21 protein-coding genes and 1 pseudogene are annotated in these 26,870 nt (G+C 43.7%); 5 read left to right on the top strand and 17 right to left on the bottom strand.

Annotated elements, in window-relative coordinates:
• Positions 1 to 371 precede the first annotated feature (371 nt).
• From OCU56_RS01970 to OCU56_RS01960, 3 genes are all read left to right on the top strand, one after another.
• On the top strand, positions 372 to 806 hold the full coding sequence (locus tag OCU56_RS01970) for a DUF1499 domain-containing protein (protein WP_261873913.1): 435 nt from the start codon (positions 372 to 374) through the stop codon (positions 804 to 806).
• 76 nt (positions 807 to 882) lie between these two features.
• Entirely contained in the window at positions 883 to 1,584 is a 702-nt protein-coding gene (mtnN, locus tag OCU56_RS01965; protein WP_261873912.1) for a 5'-methylthioadenosine/S-adenosylhomocysteine nucleosidase, read from the top strand.
• The gene (locus tag OCU56_RS01960) at positions 1,584 to 2,204 is read left to right on the top strand and encodes a trimeric intracellular cation channel family protein (RefSeq protein ID WP_261873911.1); all 621 of its coding nucleotides are present in this window, start codon (positions 1,584 to 1,586) and stop codon (positions 2,202 to 2,204) included. The genes mtnN and OCU56_RS01960 overlap by 1 nt, the downstream gene beginning before the upstream one ends.
• A 37-nt stretch (positions 2,205 to 2,241) precedes the next feature.
• Here the strand turns inward: OCU56_RS01960 and OCU56_RS01955 are convergent, their stop codons facing one another.
• The 6 genes from OCU56_RS01955 to secA all read right to left on the bottom strand — a co-directional run bounded on the left by OCU56_RS01955 (position 2,242) and on the right by secA (position 12,357).
• Positions 2,242 to 3,033, bottom strand: a complete 792-nt coding sequence (locus OCU56_RS01955) for a TSUP family transporter (RefSeq protein ID WP_261873910.1) — start codon at positions 3,031 to 3,033, stop codon at positions 2,242 to 2,244.
• A gap of 390 nt (positions 3,034 to 3,423) precedes the next feature.
• On the bottom strand, positions 3,424 to 6,654 hold the full coding sequence (gene carB, locus OCU56_RS01950) for a carbamoyl-phosphate synthase large subunit (protein WP_261873909.1): 3,231 nt from the start codon (positions 6,652 to 6,654) through the stop codon (positions 3,424 to 3,426).
• A gap of 16 nt (positions 6,655 to 6,670) precedes the next feature.
• The gene (gene carA, locus OCU56_RS01945; protein WP_261873908.1) at positions 6,671 to 7,810 is read right to left on the bottom strand and encodes a glutamine-hydrolyzing carbamoyl-phosphate synthase small subunit; all 1,140 of its coding nucleotides are present in this window, start codon (positions 7,808 to 7,810) and stop codon (positions 6,671 to 6,673) included.
• 454 nt (positions 7,811 to 8,264) lie between these two features.
• On the bottom strand, positions 8,265 to 9,089 hold the full coding sequence (dapB, locus tag OCU56_RS01940; protein ID WP_261873907.1) for a 4-hydroxy-tetrahydrodipicolinate reductase: 825 nt from the start codon (positions 9,087 to 9,089) through the stop codon (positions 8,265 to 8,267).
• Positions 9,090 to 9,144: 55 nt separating this feature from the next.
• Entirely contained in the window at positions 9,145 to 9,552 is a 408-nt protein-coding gene (mutT, locus tag OCU56_RS01935; RefSeq protein WP_261873906.1) for an 8-oxo-dGTP diphosphatase MutT, read from the bottom strand.
• 75 nt (positions 9,553 to 9,627) lie between these two features.
• Positions 9,628 to 12,357 (bottom strand): preprotein translocase subunit SecA, encoded by a 2,730-nt coding sequence (secA, locus tag OCU56_RS01930; protein ID WP_261873905.1) that lies wholly within the window; start codon positions 12,355 to 12,357, stop codon positions 9,628 to 9,630.
• Positions 12,358 to 12,640: 283 nt separating this feature from the next.
• Between secA and OCU56_RS17490 the strand changes: the two genes are divergently transcribed.
• Both OCU56_RS17490 and OCU56_RS17485 read left to right on the top strand, forming a co-directional pair.
• Positions 12,641 to 12,811, top strand: coding sequence for a hypothetical protein (locus tag OCU56_RS17490; protein ID WP_390904847.1), 171 nt, complete (start codon positions 12,641 to 12,643; stop codon positions 12,809 to 12,811).
• A 93-nt stretch (positions 12,812 to 12,904) separates the two neighbouring features.
• On the top strand, positions 12,905 to 13,093 hold the full coding sequence (locus OCU56_RS17485; protein ID WP_390904846.1) for a hypothetical protein: 189 nt from the start codon (positions 12,905 to 12,907) through the stop codon (positions 13,091 to 13,093).
• Between the two features lie 243 nt (positions 13,094 to 13,336).
• On the opposite strand, the gene lpxC is transcribed toward OCU56_RS17485, so the two are convergent.
• The 11 genes and pseudogenes from lpxC to murE form a co-directional block, all read right to left on the bottom strand.
• Positions 13,337 to 14,254 (bottom strand): UDP-3-O-acyl-N-acetylglucosamine deacetylase, encoded by a 918-nt coding sequence (gene lpxC, locus OCU56_RS01920; protein ID WP_261873904.1) that lies wholly within the window; start codon positions 14,252 to 14,254, stop codon positions 13,337 to 13,339.
• Positions 14,255 to 14,568: 314 nt separating this feature from the next.
• Positions 14,569 to 15,556: pseudogene (gene ftsZ, locus OCU56_RS01915) on the bottom strand (cell division protein FtsZ); the annotation flags it as partial.
• 29 nt (positions 15,557 to 15,585) lie between these two features.
• On the bottom strand, positions 15,586 to 16,854 hold the full coding sequence (gene ftsA, locus OCU56_RS01910; RefSeq protein WP_261874752.1) for a cell division protein FtsA: 1,269 nt from the start codon (positions 16,852 to 16,854) through the stop codon (positions 15,586 to 15,588).
• A 7-nt stretch (positions 16,855 to 16,861) separates the two neighbouring features.
• Entirely contained in the window at positions 16,862 to 17,632 is a 771-nt protein-coding gene (locus OCU56_RS01905) for a cell division protein FtsQ/DivIB (protein WP_261873902.1), read from the bottom strand.
• Between the two features lie 125 nt (positions 17,633 to 17,757).
• Positions 17,758 to 19,218 (bottom strand): UDP-N-acetylmuramate--L-alanine ligase, encoded by a 1,461-nt coding sequence (gene murC / locus OCU56_RS01900; RefSeq protein WP_261873901.1) that lies wholly within the window; start codon positions 19,216 to 19,218, stop codon positions 17,758 to 17,760.
• A gap of 29 nt (positions 19,219 to 19,247) precedes the next feature.
• On the bottom strand, positions 19,248 to 20,318 hold the full coding sequence (gene murG / locus OCU56_RS01895; protein ID WP_261873900.1) for an undecaprenyldiphospho-muramoylpentapeptide beta-N-acetylglucosaminyltransferase: 1,071 nt from the start codon (positions 20,316 to 20,318) through the stop codon (positions 19,248 to 19,250).
• A complete protein-coding gene (gene ftsW / locus OCU56_RS01890) occupies positions 20,308 to 21,474 on the bottom strand; it encodes a cell division protein FtsW (protein ID WP_261874751.1) in 1,167 nt (388 codons plus the stop codon). The genes murG and ftsW overlap by 11 nt, the downstream gene beginning before the upstream one ends.
• 135 nt (positions 21,475 to 21,609) lie before the next feature.
• Positions 21,610 to 22,938 (bottom strand): UDP-N-acetylmuramoyl-L-alanine--D-glutamate ligase, encoded by a 1,329-nt coding sequence (murD, locus tag OCU56_RS01885; protein ID WP_261873899.1) that lies wholly within the window; start codon positions 22,936 to 22,938, stop codon positions 21,610 to 21,612.
• Positions 22,939 to 22,941: 3 nt separating this feature from the next.
• A complete protein-coding gene (mraY, locus tag OCU56_RS01880; RefSeq protein WP_261873898.1) occupies positions 22,942 to 24,024 on the bottom strand; it encodes a phospho-N-acetylmuramoyl-pentapeptide-transferase in 1,083 nt (360 codons plus the stop codon).
• Complete coding sequence (locus OCU56_RS01875; protein WP_261873897.1) at positions 24,021 to 25,382, bottom strand: UDP-N-acetylmuramoyl-tripeptide--D-alanyl-D-alanine ligase; 1,362 nt, start codon at positions 25,380 to 25,382, stop codon at positions 24,021 to 24,023. The genes mraY and OCU56_RS01875 overlap by 4 nt, the downstream gene beginning before the upstream one ends.
• On the bottom strand, positions 25,379 to 26,866 hold the full coding sequence (gene murE / locus OCU56_RS01870) for a UDP-N-acetylmuramoyl-L-alanyl-D-glutamate--2,6-diaminopimelate ligase (protein ID WP_390904845.1): 1,488 nt from the start codon (positions 26,864 to 26,866) through the stop codon (positions 25,379 to 25,381). Before murE ends, OCU56_RS01875 begins: the two co-directional genes overlap by 4 nt.
• Positions 26,867 to 26,870 lie beyond the last annotated feature (4 nt).

The following is a 26,870-nucleotide window of genomic DNA, read 5'->3' as shown; positions in this document are numbered from 1 at the left end:
AATTCCAATCTTTGGCCAGCCTTACAACGCTGGCCTTTTTTATTCCCCATATCATTCATATACTTACCCTAATTATTCACAACTTGCTTTTTTGTTATATTAACTCTAATTTATATTAATCACAGTAATTAAGTGGTCAGAAATAGCGCAGGAAAAACACTTGAGAACAAGGCGCTATTTTTGAAAAGTTCTACATTTAAAAGTCGCAACGCCGTTATCAAGTGTTTTAACAAGCGAGAATGATCCGTTAATTACTACGATTGGAACTGCATGGCTGGTTTTCCCTTAACGTTCCATGTTACTTACTCCTCCTTTTGTTATTGGGGTTGAGTGATTCGACACGACTCAATATCAACAAATTAGAGAGACATATGCTCAAACCATTGACCCTACTGACCACTGTGACCACAGTGACCTTACTTATCGGTTGCAGTAACGGAGATCAGACAATGCAAGATAGAAGCACTCTGCCCTGCGCAAACAAACCCAACTGTGTCTCCACCCAAGACAGTCGAGAAAAATTTTCACTAGCCCCATATACCCTAACCCCTCTCGCCACTCTAGATGCCATAGAGATAGCGGCCTTGAGTTTAGGTCGTGCTAAAACAGCCGAAAAACAACCCAATTATTTACGCGTTGAATACACCAGCAAGGTATTTCGCTTTGTGGATGATCTGGAACTGCGTATCGAGGGGAATCAGCTTATTGTTCGTTCAGAGTCTCGTACCGGCCACTCTGATTTTGGGGTTAACAGGGAAAGAGCAGACGCATTAAGACGCGCCTTAAAAGAGGCAGGGTTAATCTAGAACTCAACTCTATAAAACTCCTATGCTACAATCTCGCTCTATCTAAATTGCTATATTGATCAGAGCGAGATTTTTCATGAAAGTCGGCATTATCGGTGCGATGGAACAAGAAGTTGCCATCCTAAAACAATCCATCAACCACCTCACCGAAACAAAAAAAGGCGGATGCACTTTTTTCTCCGGTGACATTAATGGCGTCGAAGTCACGCTCCTTCAATCAGGTATTGGCAAAGTGGCTGCATCCGTCGGTACTACATTGCTGATCAGCGACTACACCCCAGATGTCATTATCAACACAGGTTCAGCGGGTGGTTTTGACGCTAGCCTTAACCTTGGTGATGTGATCATCTCAACAGAAGTTCGTCATCATGATGCTGATGTGACTGCATTTGGTTACGAAATTGGGCAAATGGCTAGCCAACCGGCTGCCTTCAAAGCGGATGCTAAACTTATTGCCTTAGCGCAATCAGCGTTGGATAAAATGAGTACGACACATGCGGTACACGGCTTAATTTGTACCGGCGATACTTTTGTGTGCACCCCAGAAGCTCAACAACGTATTCGTAGCAACTTCCCTTCCGTCATCGCCGTCGAAATGGAAGCCTCTGCCATTGCCCAAACTTGCCACCAATTTGAGGTGCCGTTTGTGGTTGTGCGCGCTATCTCCGATGTGGCCGATAAAGAATCTCCAATGAGCTTTGAAGAGTTTTTGCCTTTAGCGGCGAAGAGTTCATCTGAAATGGTACTTAACATGCTGTCATTGGTGAAAACTGCGTAATGAATCTGCTCTACTCTATCGACTTGTTTGGCACTGCTATTTTTGCCATTTCAGGGGTTTTACTGGCAGGTCGATTAAGAATGGACCCATTTGGCGTCATTGTACTGGCTGCAGTGACCGCTATAGGCGGTGGCACTATTCGAGATATGATGCTCGGAGCTACGCCGGTATTCTGGATCAGAAATACCAGTTATATTTGGGTCATTATTATTACCAGTCTCGCGACCATGCTGATTGTAAGACGCCCAAAAAGGATTGCTTGGTATCTACTACCTGTGTGTGATGCCATAGGTTTAGCCGCCTTTGTGGGTATTGGCGTAGAGAAAGCTCTGACCTATCAAGATTCGTATATGATTGCCGTCATGATGGGCGTGTTAACTGGCTGTGGTGGCGGGATCTTACGCGACATTTTAGCTCGCGAGATCCCTATGGTTTTGCGTAGCGAAGTGTACGCTACCGCCTGTATTGTTGGCGGGTGTGTGCATACTGGGTTGCTCTATTTAGGCGTGGCAAACTCCCACGCTTTACTTGGTGGGATCGCAGTAACTTTGTTCATCCGCTTAGCATCCATTCGTTGGCACTTATCTCTGCCCACTTTTGCTCTAATTAATAGACAATAAGATCATCACGCGGCGACTTTTAGAGCTCTTTGCAGCTCTAAAATAGATGAGAAAACAGCGAGACAAACCATTGCTGATGTTGCTCCCACAGCAATTTTGCAGCCATGGTCATGGACATAAAGATCACTAAAGGGCGTATCCATTTTTGCCCTTTAGTCACCACCACTCGGGCTCCTAAACGCGCGCCAGTAAAGCCCCCTACAGCCATCACTAAACCTAACTCCCATACAGGTAATCCTGCGAGTACAAAAAAAGTCAGAGCTGCTATATTTGAAGTGAAATTAAGCACTTTGGTTCTCGCAGTTGCCTCTACTAATGAAAAGTGGCCAATAACGACAAAACAAACCGTAAATATAGATCCGGTACCTGGCCCAAAAAAACCATCATAAAAACCGATGCCACCCCCTATCATCAAAGCAAATAGCGCTTCTGACATGGTTTGCTTACCCGATGACTGTTGAGCTTGTGGAGCCAGTAAGAAGTACATGGATATACTAATGAGTAGCACAGGAATAAGGCTGGTTAAAATACTCGCATCAACATACTGTACTGATTCAGCGCCTATGGCCGCCCCAATAAAGGTACAGACAATCGCCAAACGCATCTGCTTAAGGTTCACTAATCCATTGCGAACAAAATAAAAACTTGCCGAAAAACTGCCAAAAGAACTTTGTAATTTATTGGTAGCAAGAGCCTGTGTTGGAGGCACACCCACCGCTAACAAAGCAGGCAGAGTCAATAGACCGCCGCCCCCCGCCATAGCATCAATAAAACCGGCTAATCCAGCCACAAAAAATAAAAACGTGAGTATCTCAATGCTGACATCCATGTGATGCTAATCCACTAATAAAAACAGCCCCTACAATATCACTGTGACCCAGTTCACAACAGAGGAAAATTTCTCCACACAAGGAATACCATCCTAGTCACTTAGTTGGTTAACACATCAATGCTTAGTGGTAATACTAATAACACTAAGTAAGTGATCAGAAATAGCGCAGGAAAAATGCTCGAAAACAAGGCGGAATTTTTCGATAAGTCGTTATTCTACAATCAAAAATTCTAACGAAGTTATCGAGTATTTTAACAAGCTAGAATGATCAGTTATTTAGTACGATTGGTATAAATTCAGGGCATAAAAAAGCCCGCAAAAGCGGGCAAATGAGGTTGTCTGACGGAGGCTATACCTCCGTCTATTTATTGTTTTTTATCTCAATAATTACGCTAAGCTAGATTTCACTTTAGCGTGCAGTTCTTGAACCGAGATTACACTCGATTTCGCATCTGCGGTATGACCTAAACAAGTGGCAAATGCAGCGTTAAGGGTTGTTGTGTAGTTAACTTTTTCAGCCAACGCACCACGACGCAATACTTTAGAGTCTTCAATAGCCTGACGACCTGCAGCAGTATTCACAATATAGGTGTATTCATTGTTCTTGATACGGTCAAGAATATGAGGACGACCTTCATGTACTTTGTTTACTAGACGAGGGTTGATGCCCGCTTCGCCAAGAATAACCGCTGTACCGTGAGTGGCATCTAAATGGTAACCCAGTTTGATTAGCTTAGAAGCTAGATCAACAACACGCTCTTTATCACCTTCACGAACAGAAAGTAGTGCGCGGCCGCCTTCAGGGTAAACGCTACCACAACCAAGCTCTGCTTTCGCATAAGCTTCAGCAAATGTTGCGCCAACACCCATCACTTCACCAGTAGAGCGCATTTCTGGGCCTAACAGTGGATCAACACCTGGGAACTTGTTAAACGGAAGTACCACTTCTTTTACTGAGTAGTACGGTGGAATGATCTCTTTAGTGAATCCTTGAGATTCTAGAGATTGTCCAGCCATAACACGAGCTGCAATCTTAGCAACTGGCGCACCAGTGGCTTTAGATACAAATGGAACGGTACGTGCTGCACGAGGGTTCACTTCGATTAAGTAAACTTCGTTGTTTTTCACAGCAAACTGAGTATTCATTAGACCACGAACACCTAGCTCAAATGCTAGCTTTTCAACTTGCTCACGCATTACATCTTGGATTTCTTGGCTTAGAGTGTAAGGCGGTAATGAACATGCAGAGTCACCAGAGTGAACGCCCGCTTGCTCAATGTGTTCCATGATGCCGGCAATAACAACACGCTCACCATCACAAATTGCATCAACATCAACTTCTACAGCGTCATCTAGGAAGCTATCAAGTAGTACTGGAGATTCATTTGAAACGCTAACTGCTTCGTTGAAGTAGCGACGTAAGTCTTGCTCATCGTAAACGATTTCCATCGCACGACCACCAAGAACATAAGAAGGACGAACGACTAATGGGAAACCAATTTCACGCGATTTTTCAATCGCCTGTTCCATTGTAGTCACTGTCGCATTCTCAGGCTGTAGAAGACCTAGACGGTCAACAGCAACTTGGAAACGCTCACGGTCTTCGGCACGGTCGATAGCATCAGGGCTAGTACCAATGATAGGTACGCCAGCTGCTTCAAGAGCACGAGCCAATTTAAGTGGTGTTTGACCACCGTATTGTACGATAACACCTTTTGGCTTCTCAACGCGAGCAATCGCTAGTACATCTTCCAGAGTAACTGGTTCGAAGTACAAGCGGTCAGAAGTATCGTAGTCAGTTGAAACTGTCTCAGGGTTACAGTTAACCATGATAGTTTCGTAGCCATCTTCACGTAGTGCTAGAGAGGCGTGTACACAACAGTAGTCAAATTCAATACCTTGACCGATGCGGTTTGGACCGCCACCTAAGATCATGATCTTGTCTTTATCTGTTGGGTTCGCTTCACACTCTTCGTCATAAGATGAGTACATGTAAGCGGTATCTGAAGAGAATTCAGCTGCACAAGTATCAACACGCTTGTAAACAGGGTGAATATCATATTGGTCACGCAGACGACGAATTTCGTTTTCTGCAACACCAAGAATCTTAGATAGACGAGCATCAGCGAAACCTTTACGTTTTAGCTGATTGAGTACGTCTTTATTTAAGCCAGCAAAGCCATTCGCTTTAACTTCTTGCTCAAGTTTAACGATCTCTTCAATTTGCACTAAGAACCAACGGTCAATTTGCGTTAAGTTGAAGATGCCATCAATTGACATGCCCGCACGGAATGCATCAGCAACGTACCAAATACGCTCAGCGCCTGCAGATTTCAGTTCGTAACGGATTTTAGTTAATGCATCTGGAGCATCAAGATCAACCATTTCGTCAAAGCCTGTTGCGCCAACTTCTAGGCCGCGCAGTGCTTTTTGTAGTGACTCTTGTTGGTTACGACCAATCGCCATCACTTCACCCACAGATTTCATCTGTGTAGTTAGACGATCGTTGGCACCAGCAAATTTCTCGAAGTTAAAACGAGGAATTTTAGTCACAACGTAGTCAATTGTTGGTTCAAATGATGCTGGAGTTGCGCCACCTGTGATGTCGTTCATTAGCTCATCAAGAGTAAAGCCAACAGCCAGTTTTGCCGCAATCTTAGCGATTGGGAAACCTGTCGCTTTAGAAGCTAGAGCTGAAGAGCGAGATACACGTGGGTTCATCTCGATGATAACCATACGGCCATCTTTCGGGTTAATACCAAACTGTACGTTTGAACCACCCGTCTCAACACCAATCTCACGCAATACTGCTAGAGAAGCATTACGCATTAGTTGGTATTCTTTATCCGTTAGTGTTTGTGCTGGTGCTACTGTGATTGAGTCGCCAGTATGAATACCCATTGGATCAAAGTTTTCAATAGTACAAACGATGATGCAGTTATCCGCTTTGTCGCGAACCACTTCCATCTCATACTCTTTCCAACCAATTAAAGATTCATCAATTAGAAGCTCATTAGTTGGTGAAAGATCTAGACCACGGCGACAGATCTCTTCAAATTCTTCTTTGTTGTATGCGATACCACCGCCAGTACCACCCATAGTGAATGATGGACGGATGATACAAGGGAAGCCAACCATTTCTAAAACTTTGTAAGCTTCTTCCATTGTCTTAGCCGTGTCCGCAGTTGGACACTCAAGACCGATGTCTTTCATTGCTTTATCAAAACGTGAACGGTCTTCTGCTTTATCAATCGCATCAGCCGTTGCGCCAATCATCTCAACATTAAACTCTTCAAGAACGCCATGTTTCTCAAGTTCTAGAGCACAGTTAAGCGCAGTCTGACCACCCATAGTCGGTAGGACTGCATCAGGACGTTCTTTAGCAATGATGTTACGAACAACTTCCCATTGGATTGGTTCGATGTATGTTGCATCGGCCATCTCAGGGTCAGTCATGATAGTTGCTGGGTTTGAGTTAACTAGAATTACTCGGTAGCCTTCTTCACGAAGTGCTTTACACGCTTGAGCGCCAGAGTAGTCAAACTCACACGCCTGACCGATTACGATCGGGCCAGCACCTAAAATTAGAATGCTTTTTATGTCATTACGTTTTGGCATTTTTCTCTACTCCAACTTACGCTTTATGTTCTTTAATCAGGTCAATGAAATGGTCAAATAGCGGTGCTGCATCGTGCGGACCAGGGCTTGCTTCTGGGTGACCTTGGAAGCTAAATGCTGGTTTATCAGTGCGGTGAATACCTTGCAAAGAACCATCAAATAGCGATTTGTGTGTTGCGCGTAAGTTAGCAGGTAATGTTTCTTCATCAGCTGCGAAACCGTGGTTCTGAGAAGTAATCATAACTACATTACGATCTAAGTCTTTAACCGGGTGGTTAGCACCGTGGTGACCAAACTTCATTTTCACTGTTTTTGCACCAGACGCTAGCGCTAGAATTTGGTGGCCAAGACAGATACCAAAAATTGGTAAGCCTTTCTCTAGGAAAGTTTGTGTTGCTTCGATAGCGTATGTACAAGGCGCTGGATCGCCAGGGCCATTTGATAGGAACACGCCATCAGGATTCATTGCTAATACTTCTTCTGCTGATGTTTCAGCAGGTACAACCGTCAGGCGACAGCCACGGTCAACAAGCATGCGTAGGATGTTACGTTTTGCACCAAAGTCGTAAGCAACAACATGGTACGGAAGCTCTGAATCATCTTTAGCTTCAGGAAGACCACCAGTAAGCGTCCATGAACCTTGTTTCCATTGGTACACTTCTTTAGTCGTCACTTCTTTTGCTAAGTCCATGCCTTTTAGGCCAGGGAAATCTTTTGCTTTAGCAATTGCCAGTGCTTCATCAAGACTGTTACCAGCAAAGATACAACCGTTTTGTGCACCTTTCTCACGTAAAATACGAGTCAATTTACGTGTATCAATGTCAGCAATACCGACAATATTTTGAGATTTAAGGTAATCAGAAAGCGTTTGTTCATTGCGGAAGTTAGAAGCGATAAGAGGAAGATCGCGAATCACAAGGCCTTGAGCATGAATAGAAGTAGACTCTTCATCTTCGGAATTGGTTCCGGTATTGCCTATGTGTGGGTAAGTAAGGGTAACGATTTGTTGAGAATAGGAAGGATCAGTAAGAATTTCTTGGTACCCCGTCATCGAGGTATTAAAAACAACTTCTCCAACGGCAGAGCCTTCAGCTCCAATCGCAACACCGCGGAACACAGTCCCATCTTCTAGGACCAATATTGCTGGCTTATTCAAGACAACCTCCAAACAAATAAATATGCGAAATTAATAAATTAAATTTCAAGTACCTGCCTAACATGAGACAGATCACATTTGCTGAACTCAGACAAATTGGCGGTATTCTAATGACACCGCACAATATTGTCAAATAAATGACCATTTAAAAGTGTTTTTTTACCAAACATAGGCCGTTTGGTATGCGAACCCTTTAAAACTAAAGCTAAATGTTCATTCCAAGTGCTATTTGGCGCTGAATCCATGAGAATAGTTCAAACTCATGGTTCTTTTCGTAAAAAAATAAAATCCAGTAAATAGCAAACGTTAACTCACAAACTTAACCATCAAAAATAACCACCTCACACTAAAATGAAGCACTAGTAACCATAAGTAACAGTTAACTTATGCTTATTGGGCGGAAAACGCCCTGATTAATTTGCATAAAAAAACGCCAGCAAATGCTGGCGTTTTTTTATATATTATTTAAATCAAGAACATCGGTCATGGTATACAAACCAGCAGACTTGCTATCTAACCAGAGAGCGGCTCTCACCGCACCATTAGCAAATGTCATTCTATCAGTGGCCTTATGTGTAATTTCAACACGCTCACCAATGTCTGCAAACATAGCCGTATGTTCACCCACTATATCGCCGGCGCGAATGGTGGCAAAACCAATCTCATCACGAGTACGCTCACCGGTAATGCCTTCACGAGCGTAAACCGCAACGTCAGATAACTCATTACCCATAGCGCCTGCAATGGCTTCACCCATACCAATAGCGGTACCCGATGGGGCATCCACTTTATGTCTATGGTGGGCTTCTACTATTTCGATGTCTGAGTAATCGCCCATTACTTTGGCGGCTTTTTCTAGCAATTTAAAGACTAGATTAACGCCCACACTAAAGTTAGGAGCCATTACTATAGAGACGTCTTGTGCGTATTCATTCAGTTGCTTTTTCTGCGCTTCCGTAAACCCTGTAGTGCCTATAACGATAGATTTACCGTATTTTTTACACAATTCAAGATTTGCTAACGTATTTTCAGGTGCAGTAAAGTCGATAATCACATCAAACTCACTAACCACTTTTTCGAAGTCATCGACGATAGCAACATCCAGTTTACCCTCGCCACTTAACTCTCCGACATCCACACCAATTAAAGAAGATTGAGGACGCTCATTGGCTGCGCCAAGAATGGCCTTGTCCATTAGGTTTGTTGCTTTAACTAAGTTGCGACCCATACGGCCAGCCGCTCCAGTAACTGCTATTCGCACCACTACGCCAGTCTCCATTATAAAAAGCTTAGATTATGTAATGTATCTGAATCACACTTTGGAATCCAGCCAATTAATTATCAAAGTTCAGGTGGTTAATAATCGCATCAATTATAGGGACATTTGCCTCTGGAAAAGCATATTCTTTCAACCGTTCAATCGCGACCCACTCCCCTAGTTGCCCCTCTTTACCATAAGGAGTTCCTGTAAATTGATGGATCATAAAAAAATCAAAACTCAACGCCTTGTCGCTATAGTCAAAATCAAAGCTTTGCAAGATCTCACAACTTAGCTCGCTAATTCCGATCTCTTCAAACAACTCTCTTGCCATAGCATCGCAAGCCAATTCATTTTTTTCTACTTTTCCACCGGGAAACTCCCATAGCCCTCCTTTATGGGCATTATCAGGGCGCTTTGTTATATAAACTTGGCTTTTATCTGAATTAAAGATGATTCCAGCGACAATATGAACTCGTTTCATATGAACTCTCCATAATCAAAAAAAGAGCCGCTAAAGCGACTCTTTTATTTTATTAACTAATATGCGATTGAATAGTTAAGCAATTTTACCATGACACTGTTTGTACTTTTTGCCTGAACCACAAGGGCAAGGTTCATTACGACCTACCTTATTCTCATTACGTACTGGTGTCGGTGCGGTATTGGTAGATTGAGGCTCTTCACCCGCGAGTTGATTCTCAGCTTTTTGGTGCTGAGTTCTAGCAAGTCGCGCTGCGGCTTCTGCTTGAGCTTGACGTTGAGCTTCCATACGTTCAACTTCTTCTTGCTGTTGAACTCGAACTTTACTCAAAATAGAAATCACATCGTGTTTCAAAGTGTCTAATAGACCTTCAAACAACTCAAAAGACTCACGCTTGTATTCTTGTTTAGGGTTCTTCTGTGCGTAGCCACGTAAGTGGATACCTTGACGCAGATGATCCATCGCCGCCAAGTGCTCTTTCCAAAGCCCATCAAGAGATTGCAACATAACGGATTTTTCGAAATTGCGTAGCGCTGATTCGCCAACCATTTCTTCTTTTTGCTTATAAACTTCAATGGCAGAAGCAAGAATTTTTTCACGTAATGCTTCTTCGTAAAGTTTATCGTCTTCATCCAGCCAAGATTGAATGCCTAGAGTCAAATCAAAGTCCGCTTTTAGACGTTTCTCTAACCCTTCAACATCCCACATATCTTCAATAGACTGTGGTGGAATAAACTCATCAATCGTGCTTTCAATTACGTCCACGCGGTTAAGTTCAATCATTTCACTAATGTCATCAGTGTCCATTAGTTCATCACGTAACTCATACACCACTTTACGTTGATCATTAGCAACATCATCGTATTCAAGCAATTGTTTACGAATATCAAAGTTACGCCCTTCAACTTTACGTTGTGCTTTTTCGATAGAGCGTGACAACATCTTACTCTCAATCGCTTCACCTTCATCCATGCCTGACTGAATCAAACCAGCCATGCGATCAGAGGTGAAGATACGCAGTAGCGAATCTTCCATTGATAGGTAAAAACGAGAAGAACCCGCATCACCTTGACGACCAGAACGACCACGTAACTGGTTATCAATACGACGAGATTCATGACGCTCTGTACCTATGATGTGCAAACCACCAGAGGCTAATACAGCTTCATGAACTTCCTTCCATTGTTGCTTAATAGTATCAATTTGTTGTTGAGTTGGATTATCAAGCGCTTCCACCTCAGCTTTCCAGTTACCACCTAACACGATATCGGTACCACGACCGGCCATGTTAGTTGCAATAGTTACCGCTCCAGGCATACCTGCTTGGGCAACAATTTCAGCTTCACGTTCGTGAAATTTAGCGTTCAAAACGTTATGTTTAACTTTCGCTTCTTTTAGAGCATTAGACAGTAGCTCTGATTTCTCAATTGAAATCGTACCGACCAATGATGGTTGACCTGCAGCCACACGCTCTTTGATATCTTCGATAATTGCCGCAAACTTATCGTTTTCTGTACGGTACACCACATCCGGCATATCGTTACGAACCATAGGTTTGTTGGTTGGGATCACGACCGTATCTAAACCATAGATAGATTGAAATTCAAATGCTTCTGTATCCGCAGTACCTGTCATACCGGATAATTTATCGTAGAGACGGAAATAGTTCTGGAAGGTAATAGAGGCTAAAGTTTGGTTCTCGTTTTGGATCTTAACGCCTTCTTTTGCTTCTACCGCTTGGTGAAGACCTTCAGACCAACGACGACCAGACATTGTACGTCCAGTGTGCTCATCAACGATAACCACTTCACCTTCATCGGTAACGATATAGTCTACGTTGCGTTCAAATAGTACATGCGCACGAAGTGCGGCATTAACGTGATGTAACAAGCTGATATTAGTTGGTGAATATAAAGTATCCCCCTCTTCCATCAGACTGTTTTTCACCAATAACTCTTCAACAAACTCTTGGCCTGTTTCGGTTAAGAATACCTGCTTAGATTTTTCATCAACCGTGTAGTGGCCGTCGCCACGATATTCTTCACTGTCTTCTTTATCTTGTTTTTCAAGATTAGGAATCAGTTTATCAATGCGTGCGTAAAGCTCTGAGCTATCTTCTGCAGGACCTGAAATGATAAGAGGGGTACGAGCCTCATCAATCAGAATTGAATCCACCTCATCCACTACAGCAAAGAAGCGTTCACGTTGTACACGGTCTTCAGCGCGGAATGCCATGTTGTCACGTAGGTAATCGAAACCAAACTCATTGTTTGTTCCGTACAGGATGTCGGCTTTATACGCTTCTTTTTTCGCAGGTGGTGGCGTGTTAGGAACGTTAACCCCTACCGTCATACCAAGAAATTCGAAAAGTGGTCGGTTAGTTTCAGCATCACGACTGGCCAAGTAGTCATTGACGGTGACGATGTGGACACCTTTACCAGTTAATGCATTCAAGTAAGCAGGGAGTGTTGCAGTAAGAGTTTTACCTTCACCAGTACGCATTTCTGCGATTTGGCTATCGTTTAAAACCATACCACCGATAAGCTGTACATCGAAGTGACGCATGCCGTAGACACGTTTCGACGCTTCGCGCACTGTAGCAAAAGCGTGAGGTAACAATTGGTCTAGCGTCTCACCATTCTCTAAACGCTGACGAAACTCTACAGTTTTCCCTTTTAGCTCTTCATCACTTAGCTTTTCATAGTCTGGTTCGTAGCTATTGATCTCTTTTACAATCTTACGAATACGGCGAAGAGTACGGTCATTTCGACTGCCAATTACCTTTGTCAGTAGCTTAGTTATCATTGTTTCGTTTCTCTTGTTGTGGGTTCTCTTGACCCAAAATACTTGTTCAGCTTGTTTTTTTATTAAGCGAGTGTTTATTGATATTGAGTCCGAAGTAAGCAATTTCAAGCTTCAAGCTATATTTAATACGCTCTAGTGTATGAAATTTTATAGTAGCAAACCATTAGAAACTATATTTGTTTGAGCAAACTTAAGTTTTTTATAAAGAAGTGCACAAAGATAAAGCGAACCGAAGGTTCAAGCGTGGTAAAATCGAGCCGTTATCGTTTAAAAAGGCTTAGTTGTGAGAGACCATAGACCTACATTGACTGAAGATGTCATCAAAAACACTAAGCTTGGTTCAATCCAAGAGCACGCTGCCGCCATTAATAAATTGAACAGCGCAGTATTAACTCTGCTACCAAAAAAATTAAACGCTTTTGCCGCGTGGCAAATTGCCGTGGTAGCCAGTTAGTGCTAGAAGTGGCTAACGCCTCGATTAAAGAAGCTAAATTACGATCGCCTCTATTTGCTATCACAATTAAGACAACAAGGTTTTGCGCGCTTAGTGAGTATCGAAATTAAGATTTGCCCCGACCTTTACCTAAACGATCCGCTATTAGTTGCCGAACTGTCGGTACCTTCAAGACCACCACTATCTCAAGCAACTGCAGACAACCTCACTATGCTGGCCGAAATAGCACCAGAGAAAATCCGACGACGCCTACAAAACATTGCCAAACTGGCGCAAAAGTAATACCAATCGTACTAAATAACGGGGCATTCTAGCTTGTTAAAATACTCGATAACTGCGTTAGAATTTTTGATTGTAGAATAACGACTTATCGAAAAATTCTGCCTTGTTTTCGAGCATTTTTCCTGCGCTATTTCTGATCACTTACTTAGTGTGATTGGTATAATCTAAGTATTTTTAGGCAATAAAAAGACACAAAAAAAGCAGCCATTGGCTGCTTTTTTATTAGAACTGTTTGTTCTGCTATTACGCAAGAACCATATTAGGCTCAGCGAACGCAACAGGTGAACCTGCTGCTTCTTCGAAGGTGGCCCATTCCCATGCTTCTTGGTCAGCAAGTACTGCACGAAGAAGTTGGTTGTTTAGGCCATGGCCTGATTTGAATGCACGCAACTCACCCACGATAGGCGAACCACACATATACATATCACCAATGGCATCAAGGACTTTGTGAGTCACAAACTCATTGGCGAATCGTAAGCCGTCTTCATTAAGAATACGGTATTCATCCAATACGATGGCACAATCAAAGCTGCCACCTAGACAGAGGTTTTGTGACTGTAGATACTCTATATCACGCATAAAACCAAAGGTACGTGCGCGCGAAATATCTTTCACAAAAGACTTAGATGAGAAATCAAACAGCATATGTTGCTCATCTGAGTCGATGGCTGGGTGCTCAAATTCAATTTCAAAATCAAGGCGGAATCCGTCATAAGGAACAAGCTCTGCCCATTTATCGCCGTCTTCTACACGAACGGGTTTTTTAATGCGGATAAAACGCTTAGCCGCATTTTGCACTTGTATACCTGCAGATTGTAGCAAGTAAACAAATGGGCTAGCACTGCCGTCCATAATAGGAATTTCAGGAGCGTCTACTTCGATAATAATATTATCAATGCCCATACCTGAAAGAGCCGCATTAAGATGTTCTACAGTAGAAATCCGTACACCTTCATCATTAACGAGGGCAGTACAAAGCATCGTATCGCGTACAGAGTTAGCATCTGCTGGGAAATCCACAGCAGGGTCTAGATCTGTTCGACGATAAATAACACCTGTATTTGCAGCTGCAGGACGAAGCGTTAATGTCACTTTCCGCCCAGAGTGCAAACCCACTCCGGTAGTCTTGACAATTTCTTTTAAAGTACGCTGTCTAATCATGCAATACCTCTCATTAAAGCAAAAAAGTTATAGTTGGTAACAACTAGGTCGCACATCCTACCAGTTTTTTCATAATTGTCAAAAAATGAACAATTAATCCGCTTGGTTGCGTAAAAATGCAGGAATATCTAAGTATGCGCTTTCTGTTTGTCCCGCTTTCTCTACTTGTTGCTGAGCGCCTGTTGCAGGGCGAGATGTTACTGGTTCACTCTTAGGCTTAACCGCCGCTTTTTGAACTTTCATCTCTGGCTCAGTTTTCACTGTAGTGGATACGCGAGGCTCAGTTGCAACCGCTTTAGGCTTAGATGCAGCACTTGTAGAAACCAAAGTAATTTCTGGTTTTTTCTCGTTACCAATACCTGTTGCAACGACTGTTACTCGGAACTCATCAGACATATCAGGGTCCAAAGAAGTACCAATTACAACAGTAGCATTATCAGAAGCAAATGCTTTCACTGTATTACCAACAATCTCGAATTCATCAAGACGCATGTCCATGCCGGCAGTAATATTAACCAGCACACCACGCGCGCCAGCCAAATCGATATCTTCCAGCAAAGAGTGAGAAATAGCGGCTTCTGCTGCTTCTTCTGCACGATCTTCACCTGTTGATACGCCACTACCCATCATGGCTTGACCCATTTCCGACATTACAGTGCGAACATCCGCAAAGTCGACGTTGATCATGCCTGGGCGAGTAATCAGTTCAGCGATACCTTGCACCGCATCTTTTAATACATCATTTGCGTAACCAAATGCTTCAAGCAATGTGACGTTACGGCCGTATACTTTAAGTAGCTTTTCATTTGGAATAGTAATAAGAGAATCAACATGCTTTGAAAGCTCGTCAATGCCTTGTTCGGCAAACGCTAAACGCTTTTTGCCTTCAAAACCAAATGGCTTAGTCACAACGGCAACCGTTAGTACGCCAAGCTCTTTTGCTATTTCAGCAATAACCGGGGCTGCACCAGTACCAGTGCCTCCACCCATACCAGCGGCAATAAATACCATGTCGGCGCCATCAAGCACCTCTTTGATTGCTTCACGATCTTCAAGAGCTGAATCGCGACCAACCTGAGGGTTTGCCCCAGCACCAAGACCTTTAGTAATATCTGTACCAATTTGAATTACGGAGCTTACGCTAGTTTTGCGAAGCGCCTGTGCATCGGTGTTAACACTGATGAATTCCACGCCTTCGATGGACTCACGAACCATATGTTCAACGGCATTACCACCGCCGCCGCCCACACCAACGACCTTAATTACGGCTTCGTCATTCATTTCCGTCATCGGTTCAAACATTTGCTTTCTCCGTTTCCTGTCTACTCAGGTTAAAATTCTTTTTGTATCCAATTACGCATTTTACTAAAAAAGCCAGTAAATGATGACTGCTGTTTCGGCTCAGAATACTCGCCATCATCATTAAAATTACTGTCTTTACCATAATGCAATAACCCAACTGCCGTAGAGTGGTACGGCTCCTTTACATAATCTGTTAAGCCCTTGACTTCCGTCGGCCTACCAATTCGAACTTGATGGCCGAATACGCGCTCGGCACATTCAGCTAAACCTTCAATTTGAGATGCGCCACCAGTAAGAACAATACCTGCGGCAATGTGATGATGTTTTACACCACTTTCTCTCATTTTACTCTGTGTACTTTCAATAGCTTTATTTATTAAGCCGATAAGTTCAGTATAACGCGGTTCTATCACTTCAGATAAAGTTTGTCGCTGTAAACTGCGAGATGGACGTCCGCCAACACTAGGAACGTTAACTGTGTCATCTTTACTCACCAATTCACTCATGGCACAACCGTACTTCACCTTAATATCTTCGGCGTCGTTAATTGGCGTACCAAATGCGTATGCAATGTCGCTAGTCACCGAGTTACCTGCGTAGGAGAACACTTGGGTATGGCGTAATGCCCCACCGGTCCACAATGCAACATCCATTGTGCCTGCGCCAATGTCCACCACGCACACACCTAACTCTTTTTCATCTTCGGTGATCACCGCATCACTGGCGGCAAGTCCGGAGAAAACTAATTGCTCTACCGTCAACCCGCAACGTTCAACCGCTTTAATCACATTTCTTGCCATATCATTATGGCAGGAAATCATATGTACGCTGACTTCCATGCGCACACCAGACAATCCTAATGGATTTTTAATTCCACCAAGATGATCTATTTTAAATTCCTGTGGAATGACATGCAAAATTCGCTCTTCTTCACCAATTTTGATGGAGCGAGCGGTATGGATGGCACGATCCATATCTTCTTGTGACACTTCTTCATCAGAAATTGCGCCCATGCCTTTTTCAATACGGCTCGTAATGTGTTGACCGGATATGGATAAATACACATTGCTGATCTTGTGTTCAGCCATCAATTCAGCTTGATTCACCGCACGCTCAACAGATTTAATCACAGAGTCTAAATCATTGACTCCGCCCTTATCCATTCCTCGGGATGGACTACTACCAGCTCCAATTATGTTGATCTGTCCGTCTGGAAGAATTTCACCCACAAGCGCTGAAACAGTCGCTGTACCGATATCCAAACCAACAATCAAATTGTCGTCCGCACCCTTGGTCATTACCACGTTATTGCCTTTGCTCTTCCGTCAGCCAACCAATGGCGGCCCCGGTGTCATATCTCAAGTCTATATAACTGATTTGTCTAACTTTTTCATTCATGTAACGATAAAGATTGACAAACCTCTCAATTCTTTCTTCTAGTGCATCTGTGCCTAACTCTAGGCGGATGCCATTATCTAAAATTAATTGCCAAGCTTGGCGGTCATTTAAGACAACTGAAGTAATTTGCAACCCTAAATCTGTAAATTTAGGTTGAATGTTTCGCCACGTATCCAGCACCTTCTCACTTTCTGATTCGGGCCCATACAGCTTAACAATATCTTGATCTTTCTGATGTAGTCGACCTACATCCGCATTGAATATTTGCCCAGTATCGTTGAGTAACGCATTGCCATTCCATATTGCTGCAGGATGGTGTTCTTTCACAAACACTTGAATCGTGTTTGGCCACTGCTTGCGAATAGAGGCATGAGCTACCCAAGGGAGTGTTTCAACCGTTTGCTGTAATTGATTCACATCTTGCGTCATAAAGGTGCCAAAGGGTTGAATACGCGACAAGACACTTTGGACATCTTGGTTTTGTACGTACACTAAGTCACCTTCAAGGACAAACTGAGAAAGGGGCAATCGTCCACTGTCTCGCATCCATGCCACAGTGGAATAAATGCCAAAAACTATCAGAATGATCACGAACAATAAAAAACTGGCGTCAACCCAAGAAAATTTAAATTTTTGATTCGCTTTATGTTCGATTTCGACGTCTAAAATAGATTCCATAATATTATGTCGTCGACTTCCTAATTAACAGCACGAATGCCTTTACAGGCAAATAAATATCTCATCCGATTATACTTACCCAAGATGATCTTTCCATAGCAATAAAGAAAATTTCAATAACGAAACTAATCTTTTTGCATTGCTCTGATATTAAGTTCTAACTTTTCGAGCTTTTTAGCAACCTTTCCTACATCGCCAGCCCCTTGAGTGAGAACAAGATCACCTTCTTGCAAGATGTTACCCAGTACGCTTGGCAGTTCATTTTGCTCTTTAACAAAAATTGGGTCGATGCGACCTCGACTGCGAATCGTTCTGCATAAAGAGCGACTATCCGCTCCTGCAATGAGTGGTTCTCCCGCTGAATAAACATCCAACATAAGCAATACATCGACTTTATCTAGTACATTAGCAAAATCATCGAATAAGTCTCGGGTTCGGCTGTAACGATGTGGTTGAAAGACCATAACTAAGCGTTTTTCAGGCCATCCAGCGCGAGCCGCATCAATGGTAACGTCCACTTCGCTAGGGTGATGACCATAATCATCCACCAGCATCGCTTTACCATTTCCGGTTTCAAACTCACCTAGGTGCTCAAAACGGCGACCCGTACCTTGAGTAGCAAGTAGCGCGGTAAGAATTGCTTGGTCTGAAATGTTATCTTCCGTTGCCACAGCAATCGCGGCTGAAGCATTTAAGGCGTTGTGTTTACCGGGCATATTTAGCGTAATGTCTAGGTCATCTTTACCTTCACGCTTAACCGTAAACAAACTCTGTTGCCCTTGTTGACGATAATTAACGATCTTAACGTCGGCGTCATCAGCAAAACCATAGGTAATAACCTGACGACTGATGCTTGGTAGCATTTCACGAATCACAGGATCGTCAATGCACATAATGGCTTGACCGTAGAACGGCAATTTATGCAAAAAGTCGCGAAAAGTTTGTTTAAGAACCTCAAAGTCACCACCATAAGTATCCATATGGTCAGCTTCGATGTTAGTCACAATGGCAACCATTGGCTGTAAATGTAAGAATGACGCATCGCTTTCATCGGCTTCTGCAATCAAAATACGACTAGAGCCTAAACGAGCATTAGTACCCGCACTTTTAACCAAGCCACCATTAACAAATGTAGGATCTAATCCAGCTTCTGAATAAATTTGCGTAACTAAGGCTGTTGTCGTGGTTTTGCCATGCGTTCCCGCAACGGCAATACCATGGCGATAGCGCATAATTTCTGCCAGCATTTCTGCACGGCGTACAATAGGAATTCGTAATGATTGAGCGGCGACTATTTCTGGGTTGCTCTTATCGATAGCCGTAGAAACGACCACAACACTGGCGTTCTCTACATTGCTTTGTGCGTGCCCCATAAAGATGGTAGCACCTTTACTTTGCAGACGTTCCGTTACCGCATTTTTGTTAATATCAGAGCCAGAGATGGCATAACCTTCGTTTAGCAACACCTCCGCAATACCACTCATACCCGCACCGCCAATACCAACAAAGTGGATGCTTTTTACGCGACGCATTTCAGGGATCATTGCTCGGATATGTGCCAAATTTTGTTTGTGTTCAATTACCATAATGTTCTCTTGCTCAATACTTGTTGAGATTAACTACGTTCGCTTAATGAGATAATCGCTTCTGCTACGACTTTGTCTGCGTCGAGTTTAGCGGCATGACGCGCCTTAATGGCCATCTCAAGTAATGAAGTTCTGTTTAGACTCTGAATCGTGTGGGTTAGCTTACTGGTGGACAACTGTTGTTGTTCAATCATTTTTGCCGCTCCCGCATCGACGAGATAGTCACCATTTAATGCTTGTTGACGATCTTTGTGTGGGTAGGGAATAAAGACTGCTGCCAGTCCTGCTGCCGATATTTCGGATACCGTCAACGCCCCAGAGCGACACACAATAAGATCAGCCCATTGATAAGCGGCGGCCACATCATCTATAAATTCGCTTACTTTAGCGTTGTTGACACCCGCGTCTTGATAGCGGTCTTCAACATCACTTTGATTGTCTTTTCCTACCTGGTGCCAAACGGTATAACCGTCACCCAGTTCGGCTATTGTTTCAGGTAAGGTGTGATTCAAAATGCGCGCACCTTGGCTTCCACCCATAACCAAAATACGAATATCCCCTTCACGAGAGGCCAGTCTCGCCTCTGGTGATTCAAGAGCAACCACATCAGTTCGTACCGGATTACCGACCACGTCGGCATGGGGAAATGCACCGGGAAAGGCTTGGAACACTTTGCTAGCGACCTTCGCCAACCAACCATTGGTTAAACCCGCCACCGCATTTTGTTCGTGTAAAACCAAAGGTATGCCGCACTGGCGAGCCGCAATGCCACCTGGACCACTCACATAACCGCCCATACCTAACACAACATCAGGGTTGTAGCGTTTAATATGCGCCTTAGCTTGACGAATCGCATTTAAGATTTGCAACGGCGCTTGGATGAGTTTGCCAATGCCTTGGCCTCTAAGCCCTTTTACCTTAATAAAATCAATGTCGATGCCATGCTTAGGAACGAGCTGCGCTTCCATACGATCTTCCGTACCGAGCCAACGGATCTCCCAACCTTGTTGCTGCAAATATTTCGCAACAGCTAACCCAGGAAAAACATGTCCACCAGTGCCACCAGCCATAACCAAGAGGCGCTTATTTTTATTTGTCATTTTGCGTCTTACCTTGTTTATCATCATCTTGGGTTAAGGACTCCGTGTATTCTCGAAGTCGATACTCATGATCAATACGTATTATTATACCCACAGCAACGGACATAATAATCAAACTAGAACCACCGTAGCTAATCAGTGGTAGCGTTAAACCTTTGGTTGGCACCATACCTGCAGCTGCACCCACGTTAACCAGAGTCTGAAACGCAAACCAAATACCAAAGCTTAAAGATAAGTAGCCACTAAACACATCGCCAGAATCAAATGCGCGCTTACCTATAAATACCGCTTTCAATACCAAAGCAAAAATCAATAATAGTATGCAAGTCACACCAATAAAACCAAGCTCTTCTCCCATAACCGCAAACACAAAATCGGTATGCGCTTCCGGAAGATAAGCCAATTTTTGAATGGAGTTACCTAAGCCTTGACCAAACCACTCTCCGCGTCCAAAAGCCATTAAAGATTGAGTGAGCTGATAGCCACTACCAAATGGGTCTTCCCACGGGTCTAAGAATGAGGTGACACGCTTCATTCGATACGGTTCGATAAGGATCAGAAATACAATCCCCATAATCCCAGCAAAGGCTAATGCTATAAATTGCCATAACTTAGCACCAGCAATGAACAGCATGACAAAAATCGTCACCAACATAACAATGACAGTACCGAGATCTGGCTGGCAAAGTAACAGTACAGCTAAGCAAAGAAACACTAAGAAGGGTTTGATGAAACCGCCAAAAAAGCTGGTGCGTACTTCTTTTTGCTTACGGAACAGATAACTGCTCATAAAGATAAATAACGATAGTTTAGCTAACTCTGCAGGCTGGAAGTTAATGGGCCCTAAAGGGATCCAACGAGATGCCCCATTAACCGACTTACCGCCAAATAGCACAACCAGCAATAAGAACATACAGATACAGAGCAACCAAGTACTGTACTTTAACCATGTCGTGGTTGGTATATGCACCACACACGCCATCACGGCGATGGCTAAGCATAAATAGAAAGCATGACGAATCGCAAAATGAAAAGGAGTGTCAAAATGAGCGTAGCTGACTGGCAAAGAAGCCGATGTCACCATAATGAGGCCGACCAACATCAGAGATAATGCCAACCAAACCAATTGACGATCATACAGAACAGGCATGCTCATCGGCTGCGGTGCTAAGTCATTAGTAGAATCAATTTGTTCAGCACTTGATGTAGGTGTCGATTCCTTGCCGTGAAACCGAGAAAGCCAACGTATATTTATCACTTTTTCCTGTTCTCTATTTGAATGGGTTCCCAGTTACTCATTACTGTCTAGAGCCAACTGAGTAAATACCTCTCCACGCTGCATAAAATTAGCAAACTGATCCAGGCTCGCACAAGCAGGTGAAAGCATCACCATATCACCAGATTTAGCTTTCTGTCGAATCACTGATATAGCTTGTTGCATGGTATCAAAGTAAACGCTGTTTGCAGTCAATGGAATCAATTGTTTACCATCTGCACCAAAACAGTAAAGATCTACGTCTAATAATGCTAATGCTGGGGCTAACTCACTAAAGTCTGCGCCTTTACCGTTGCCCCCTACGAGTAAATGTAAACGTCCGGCGATACGCAACCCTTTAAGAGCGGCTAATGTGCTAGCAACATTGGTGGCTTTAGAATCGTTCACCCAAGTGATGCCATGACGGCGACTCACAACCTGACAACGATGATCTAATCCTCGATAAGATTTCAATGCTTCTAACGCTGACGCCACAGGAATGTCTGCCGCTTCAAGCAGGGCCATTGCCACTAAGGCATTTAGCATATTGTGCTGACCAACAATCGACAATTCATTACTGGCAAGTACTGGCTTGTCATGGCAGGTTAACCAAGACTCTCCTGCAATATCAGACAATTTGTACTGCCCTTTATTAACCGCAAACTCGATAAGTCCTTGCGTATTAGCAGGATAAGTCGCCTGATCATCACCATTAACAATTTTATATTTGGCATTGGCAAAAATACGCAGCTTCGCTTCTCGATAATCGTGCATACCTTCATATCTATCCATATGATCTTCAGATAGATTAAGAAAAGCGGCCGCTTGTAATCGCAAACTGGACGTTGTTTCTAGCTGAAAACTGGATAATTCGAGCACAAATAAATCCGCATCCGCATCTAAAAGCTCCAATGCAGGAACACCTATATTGCCACCGACGGCCGTTTTTATGCCTGCAGCATTGGCCATAATTCCCGTCAGATCGGTAACTGTGCTTTTACCATTTGAGCCTGTAATCGCCAGCACGGGTTTATTGACCGCCCAAGCAAACAGTTCAATGTCGCCAACTATAGTGACCCCTGCCGATTTTGCTTGTTTTAGTTCGGGGGTCGCTAACGCAATACCAGGACTGGCTACAATAAGATCCGCAGCATTGAGCCACTCTTGGTTCCACCCGCCACTAAATAACGAAACATCATCACTGAGTTTATCCTCACCAGGAGGCGCATTTCGTGTGTCAATGACACCAATGGTGAGTGGCGTTTCAAGCTGCAAAGAGACTTTTTGCAAATGCTTAACTACAGACAAACCCGTTAGACCGAGTCCAACCACCACCACATTTTGTATACCTTGCCAATGAGACATGAATTAACGCACCTTTAAGGTCGCCAGCCCAATAAGCACTAGCACAATAGAAATAATCCAGAAACGTACAATAACGCGAGGTTCCGGCCAACCTTTCAGCTCATAGTGATGGTGAATAGGTGCCATACGGAACACACGCTGGCCGCGCAGTTTATAGGAGCCCACTTGCAAGATGACGGATAATGTTTCCATGACAAACACCCCCCCCATGATAACCAAGACAAACTCTTGGCGTACCAGCACAGCAATAGTGCCCAGTGCACCACCTAAAGCAAGAGAGCCAACATCGCCCATAAACACTTGCGCTGGATAGGTGTTAAACCATAAGAAGCCCAAACCTGCCCCGACAATCGCAGTACAGACGATAACTAACTCACTGGTGTAAGGGATATAAGGTATGTGTAAGTATTGAGAGAAGTTTACATTACCCGTGGCATAAGCTATCACCGCAAACCCTGCTGCAACCAATACGGTTGGCATAATGGCTAGGCCATCCAAGCCATCAGTAAGGTTCACAGCGTTACTGGTGCCCACAATAACAAAGTAAGTAAGCACAATATAAAATAGCCCTAACTGAGGCATAACATCTTTAAAGAAAGGCACCACTAACTGAGTCGCAGCCGTGTCTTTGCCATGAGCATACAATGCAAAAGCAACAATAATCGCAATTGCTGATTGCCAAAAGTACTTCCAACGAGCGATCAAACCATCGGTATTTTTACGTACTACCTTACGGTAATCATCCACAAAACCGACCGCACCATAGCCCAGAAGTACCGCTAATACTGCCCATACATATGGGTTAGATAAATTGGCCCACAGCAGTACAGTAACGCTAATCGCAGCCAATATCATCACACCACCCATAGTTGGAGTGCCATGCTTACTAAGGTGAGATTCTGGACCATCGTGACGCACAACTTGGCCTATTTGCAGCAACTGCAGGTGTCGAATCAACTTAGGGCCCATCCATAATGAGAGCCCTAAAGCGGTTAAAATACTGAATATCGAACGGAAAGAAAGATAATCAAACAGACGGAAGAACGAAAAATAAGGCTGTAATAAGTCTGCAAGCCAGATAATCATTGAAACTTCTCCTTCAAAGAAGCGGCCACATGGCTCATCTGGGCACTATGTGCACCTTTGACAAGCAAAGTGTGTTGGGTGTGTGGGTGATTGTTGAGTTGCTGATCAATAAAATCTAGTAGGCTCTGATGATCAGCAAAGTGACGCCCTTTGGTGACATCACTAATAACCTTAGTATCGTCGCCATAAGTAAGCACATGCTCAAATCCAAATTGTGTTGCATATTCTCCGACTTGCCGATGAAGTTCAAGACTTTCTTTGCCCAACTCCGCCATAAAGCCTAAGATCAACCAACGACAGCCTTCAAAGGAACTCAGCAAGTCGGCCGCCGCCTTCATCGCCGGTACACTGGCGTTATAACTATCATCGATCAATCGTATGTGTTCTGTTAACTGCTCTACAGCTACTCGACCCTTAACCGGAGCAACTGCTTCTAATCCCGCGACCACTGTAGCCATAGGGATACCTAAGTTTAATGCTACCGATGCAGCGGCAACCGCATTGGCTACGTTATGTCGTCCAACAATGCTCAGCGTCACCGCAGCCATACCAAAAGGGGAATGCAGACTAAAACTGGCTATACCATGATGGTCAACATGGATATGGGTTGCGTAATACTCCGCTAAGGGATTATCTAAAGAGAAGGTTTGAACACGTTTATCTTGCAATAAAGGCTGCCATAGCTCGCCGCCTTGGCTATCCAAATTATAAAGAGCTAATCCTTTGTCATTCAGGGATGAAAAAATTTCGCCTTTCGCTTTCATCACCCCTTGCATGGAACCAAAGCCCTCTAGGTGGGCAGCGGCTACATTATTAACTAACGCGATGTCGGGCTGAACTAAGTTAACCGTGAACTCAATTTCATGTTGATGATTCGCCCCAAGTTCAATCACAGCAAAATCGTGTTGCTCTGTTGCTCGCAACAAAGTCAAAGGTGCACCAATATCATTGTTAAAGTTACCCGCTGTCGCCAAAACAGAGCCTTTCAATGATAAAATCGACGCTAACATTTCTTTCACTGTCGTTTTACCGCAACTGCCGGTGATCGCCACTTTAGGGATCTGGGTTTTCGCCAAATTGCTCGCTCCCAACTGAGCCAAAGCAAGCTTAGTATCACTCACCACTAACTGCGGTAATGCTAAAGGCAATTGTCTATCAACCATTAAGGCAACCGCCCCTTGAGCGACAGCTTGCTCACAAAAGTCATGGGCATCGAAACGTTCACCGACTAACGCGACAAACAAACCATCCTCAGCAATATTGCGGCTATCGGTCGATAGAGACTTAATAGATAAGTCATCACCAAATAAGCGACCGTTTACGGTCATTGCCATTTCGGATAATTGGGTGTGTATCATTGAGTGATCTCCAACAGAGTCATTGCTGATTCACGATCAGAGTAGTGAATGGTGTTATCTCCTAACACTTGATAATCCTCATGCCCTTTTCCTGCAAGTAATATAATGTCTTGTGAATGCGCATTGGCAATGGCATAAGACAATGCTTTAAATCTATCGTGCTCAATAATGACCCATTTTGGGTCCGTGACACCCGCTAACATATCTTGAATAATTTGTGCGGGGCACTCACTACGAGGGTTATCGTCGGCTAAGATCACACGATCCGCAAACTGCTCCCCTATTGCAGCCATCATAGGGCGCTTGCCTTTATCCCTATCACCACCACAACCACAAATCACCCAAAGTTGTCCCACGCAATGCACTCTTAATGCACGTAGCGCTTTCTCTAGCGCGTCAGGAGTATGAGCATAATCCACTACTACTTTAGCTTTGTCAGCCGTTTGAAAGAGTTCCATTCGGCCAATAACAGGTTGTAATTTCTTGGCTGCTTGCTGTAAGGCTTTAATATCTATACCTAAACTCAGCAAGGTAGTCAGTGCTAACAATAAATTACTCGCATTAAATTCGCCAATGAGAGGGGCATGTAACGTGCCCGCGCCCCATGAGCTTTCAAAAACGATATCGATCCCTTGCTCTGAATAACGGATGTGACTGGCATACATATATTGCTGAGTTTGTGGCTTGCTTAACAAGGAGACAGCAATGGCATCTGGGATGATCTGCAACCACTCTTGACCAATAGCATCATCTGAATTGATGATCTTATGTTGACAAGAGTGCTCAGTAAATAGACTCAATTTTGCTTTCGCATATTCCGCCATATTACCGTGGTAATCCAAATGGTCTCGGCTTAAATTGGTAAATACGCCAGCGGCAAACGGTAAATGTTTAATCCTGTGTTGCACTAAACCATGCGAGGAGGTTTCTAAGGCGGTAATTTGCGCGCCTAACCCCTTTAGTTGCGCCAAAGTTTTGCATATTTCAATGGCGCTACCCGTGGTATTTTTTGCCTCTTTCAAAGAGGACAGAAACCCGTTACCTGTCGTGCCCATGACAGCCGCACGCTGACCAACACTTTCTAACCATTGCGCAATGATCTGGGTAATCGTGGTTTTCCCATTGGTCCCAGTTACAGCAATTAAATCCATACCTTCAAAGGCATATAAACGATTAGCTAATGCAGATAAATTCTGACTCAGCTCGTTAATATAAACAATTGGCGTTTGCTCTTGCCATACAACATGGCCGTGAGGAGAGTGCTCATCACTTTCGGCAATCACTAGGTTTGCCCCTGACTGTATAGCGCTGGCGATAAACCTTCGCCCATCCACTTGGTGACCATTGATAGCCACAAATGTTGAGCCTGCTGTGATATTTCGGCTATCTAACTCTAAATTAGAGACCGTGATATTCGCCAAATTGTCACTCAAATCAACCAACCAAGGCTGGAGCAAGTGCTGTAGGGTACATTGCATATTCATATTA

Origin of the sequence: Vibrio rarus (assembly GCF_024347075.1) — a bacterium.
GTDB classification, from domain to species: Bacteria; Pseudomonadota; Gammaproteobacteria; order Enterobacterales; family Vibrionaceae; genus Vibrio; species Vibrio rarus.
Note: the sequence above shows the minus strand (reverse complement) of the source record. Positions and strands in the feature narration are given on the sequence as shown.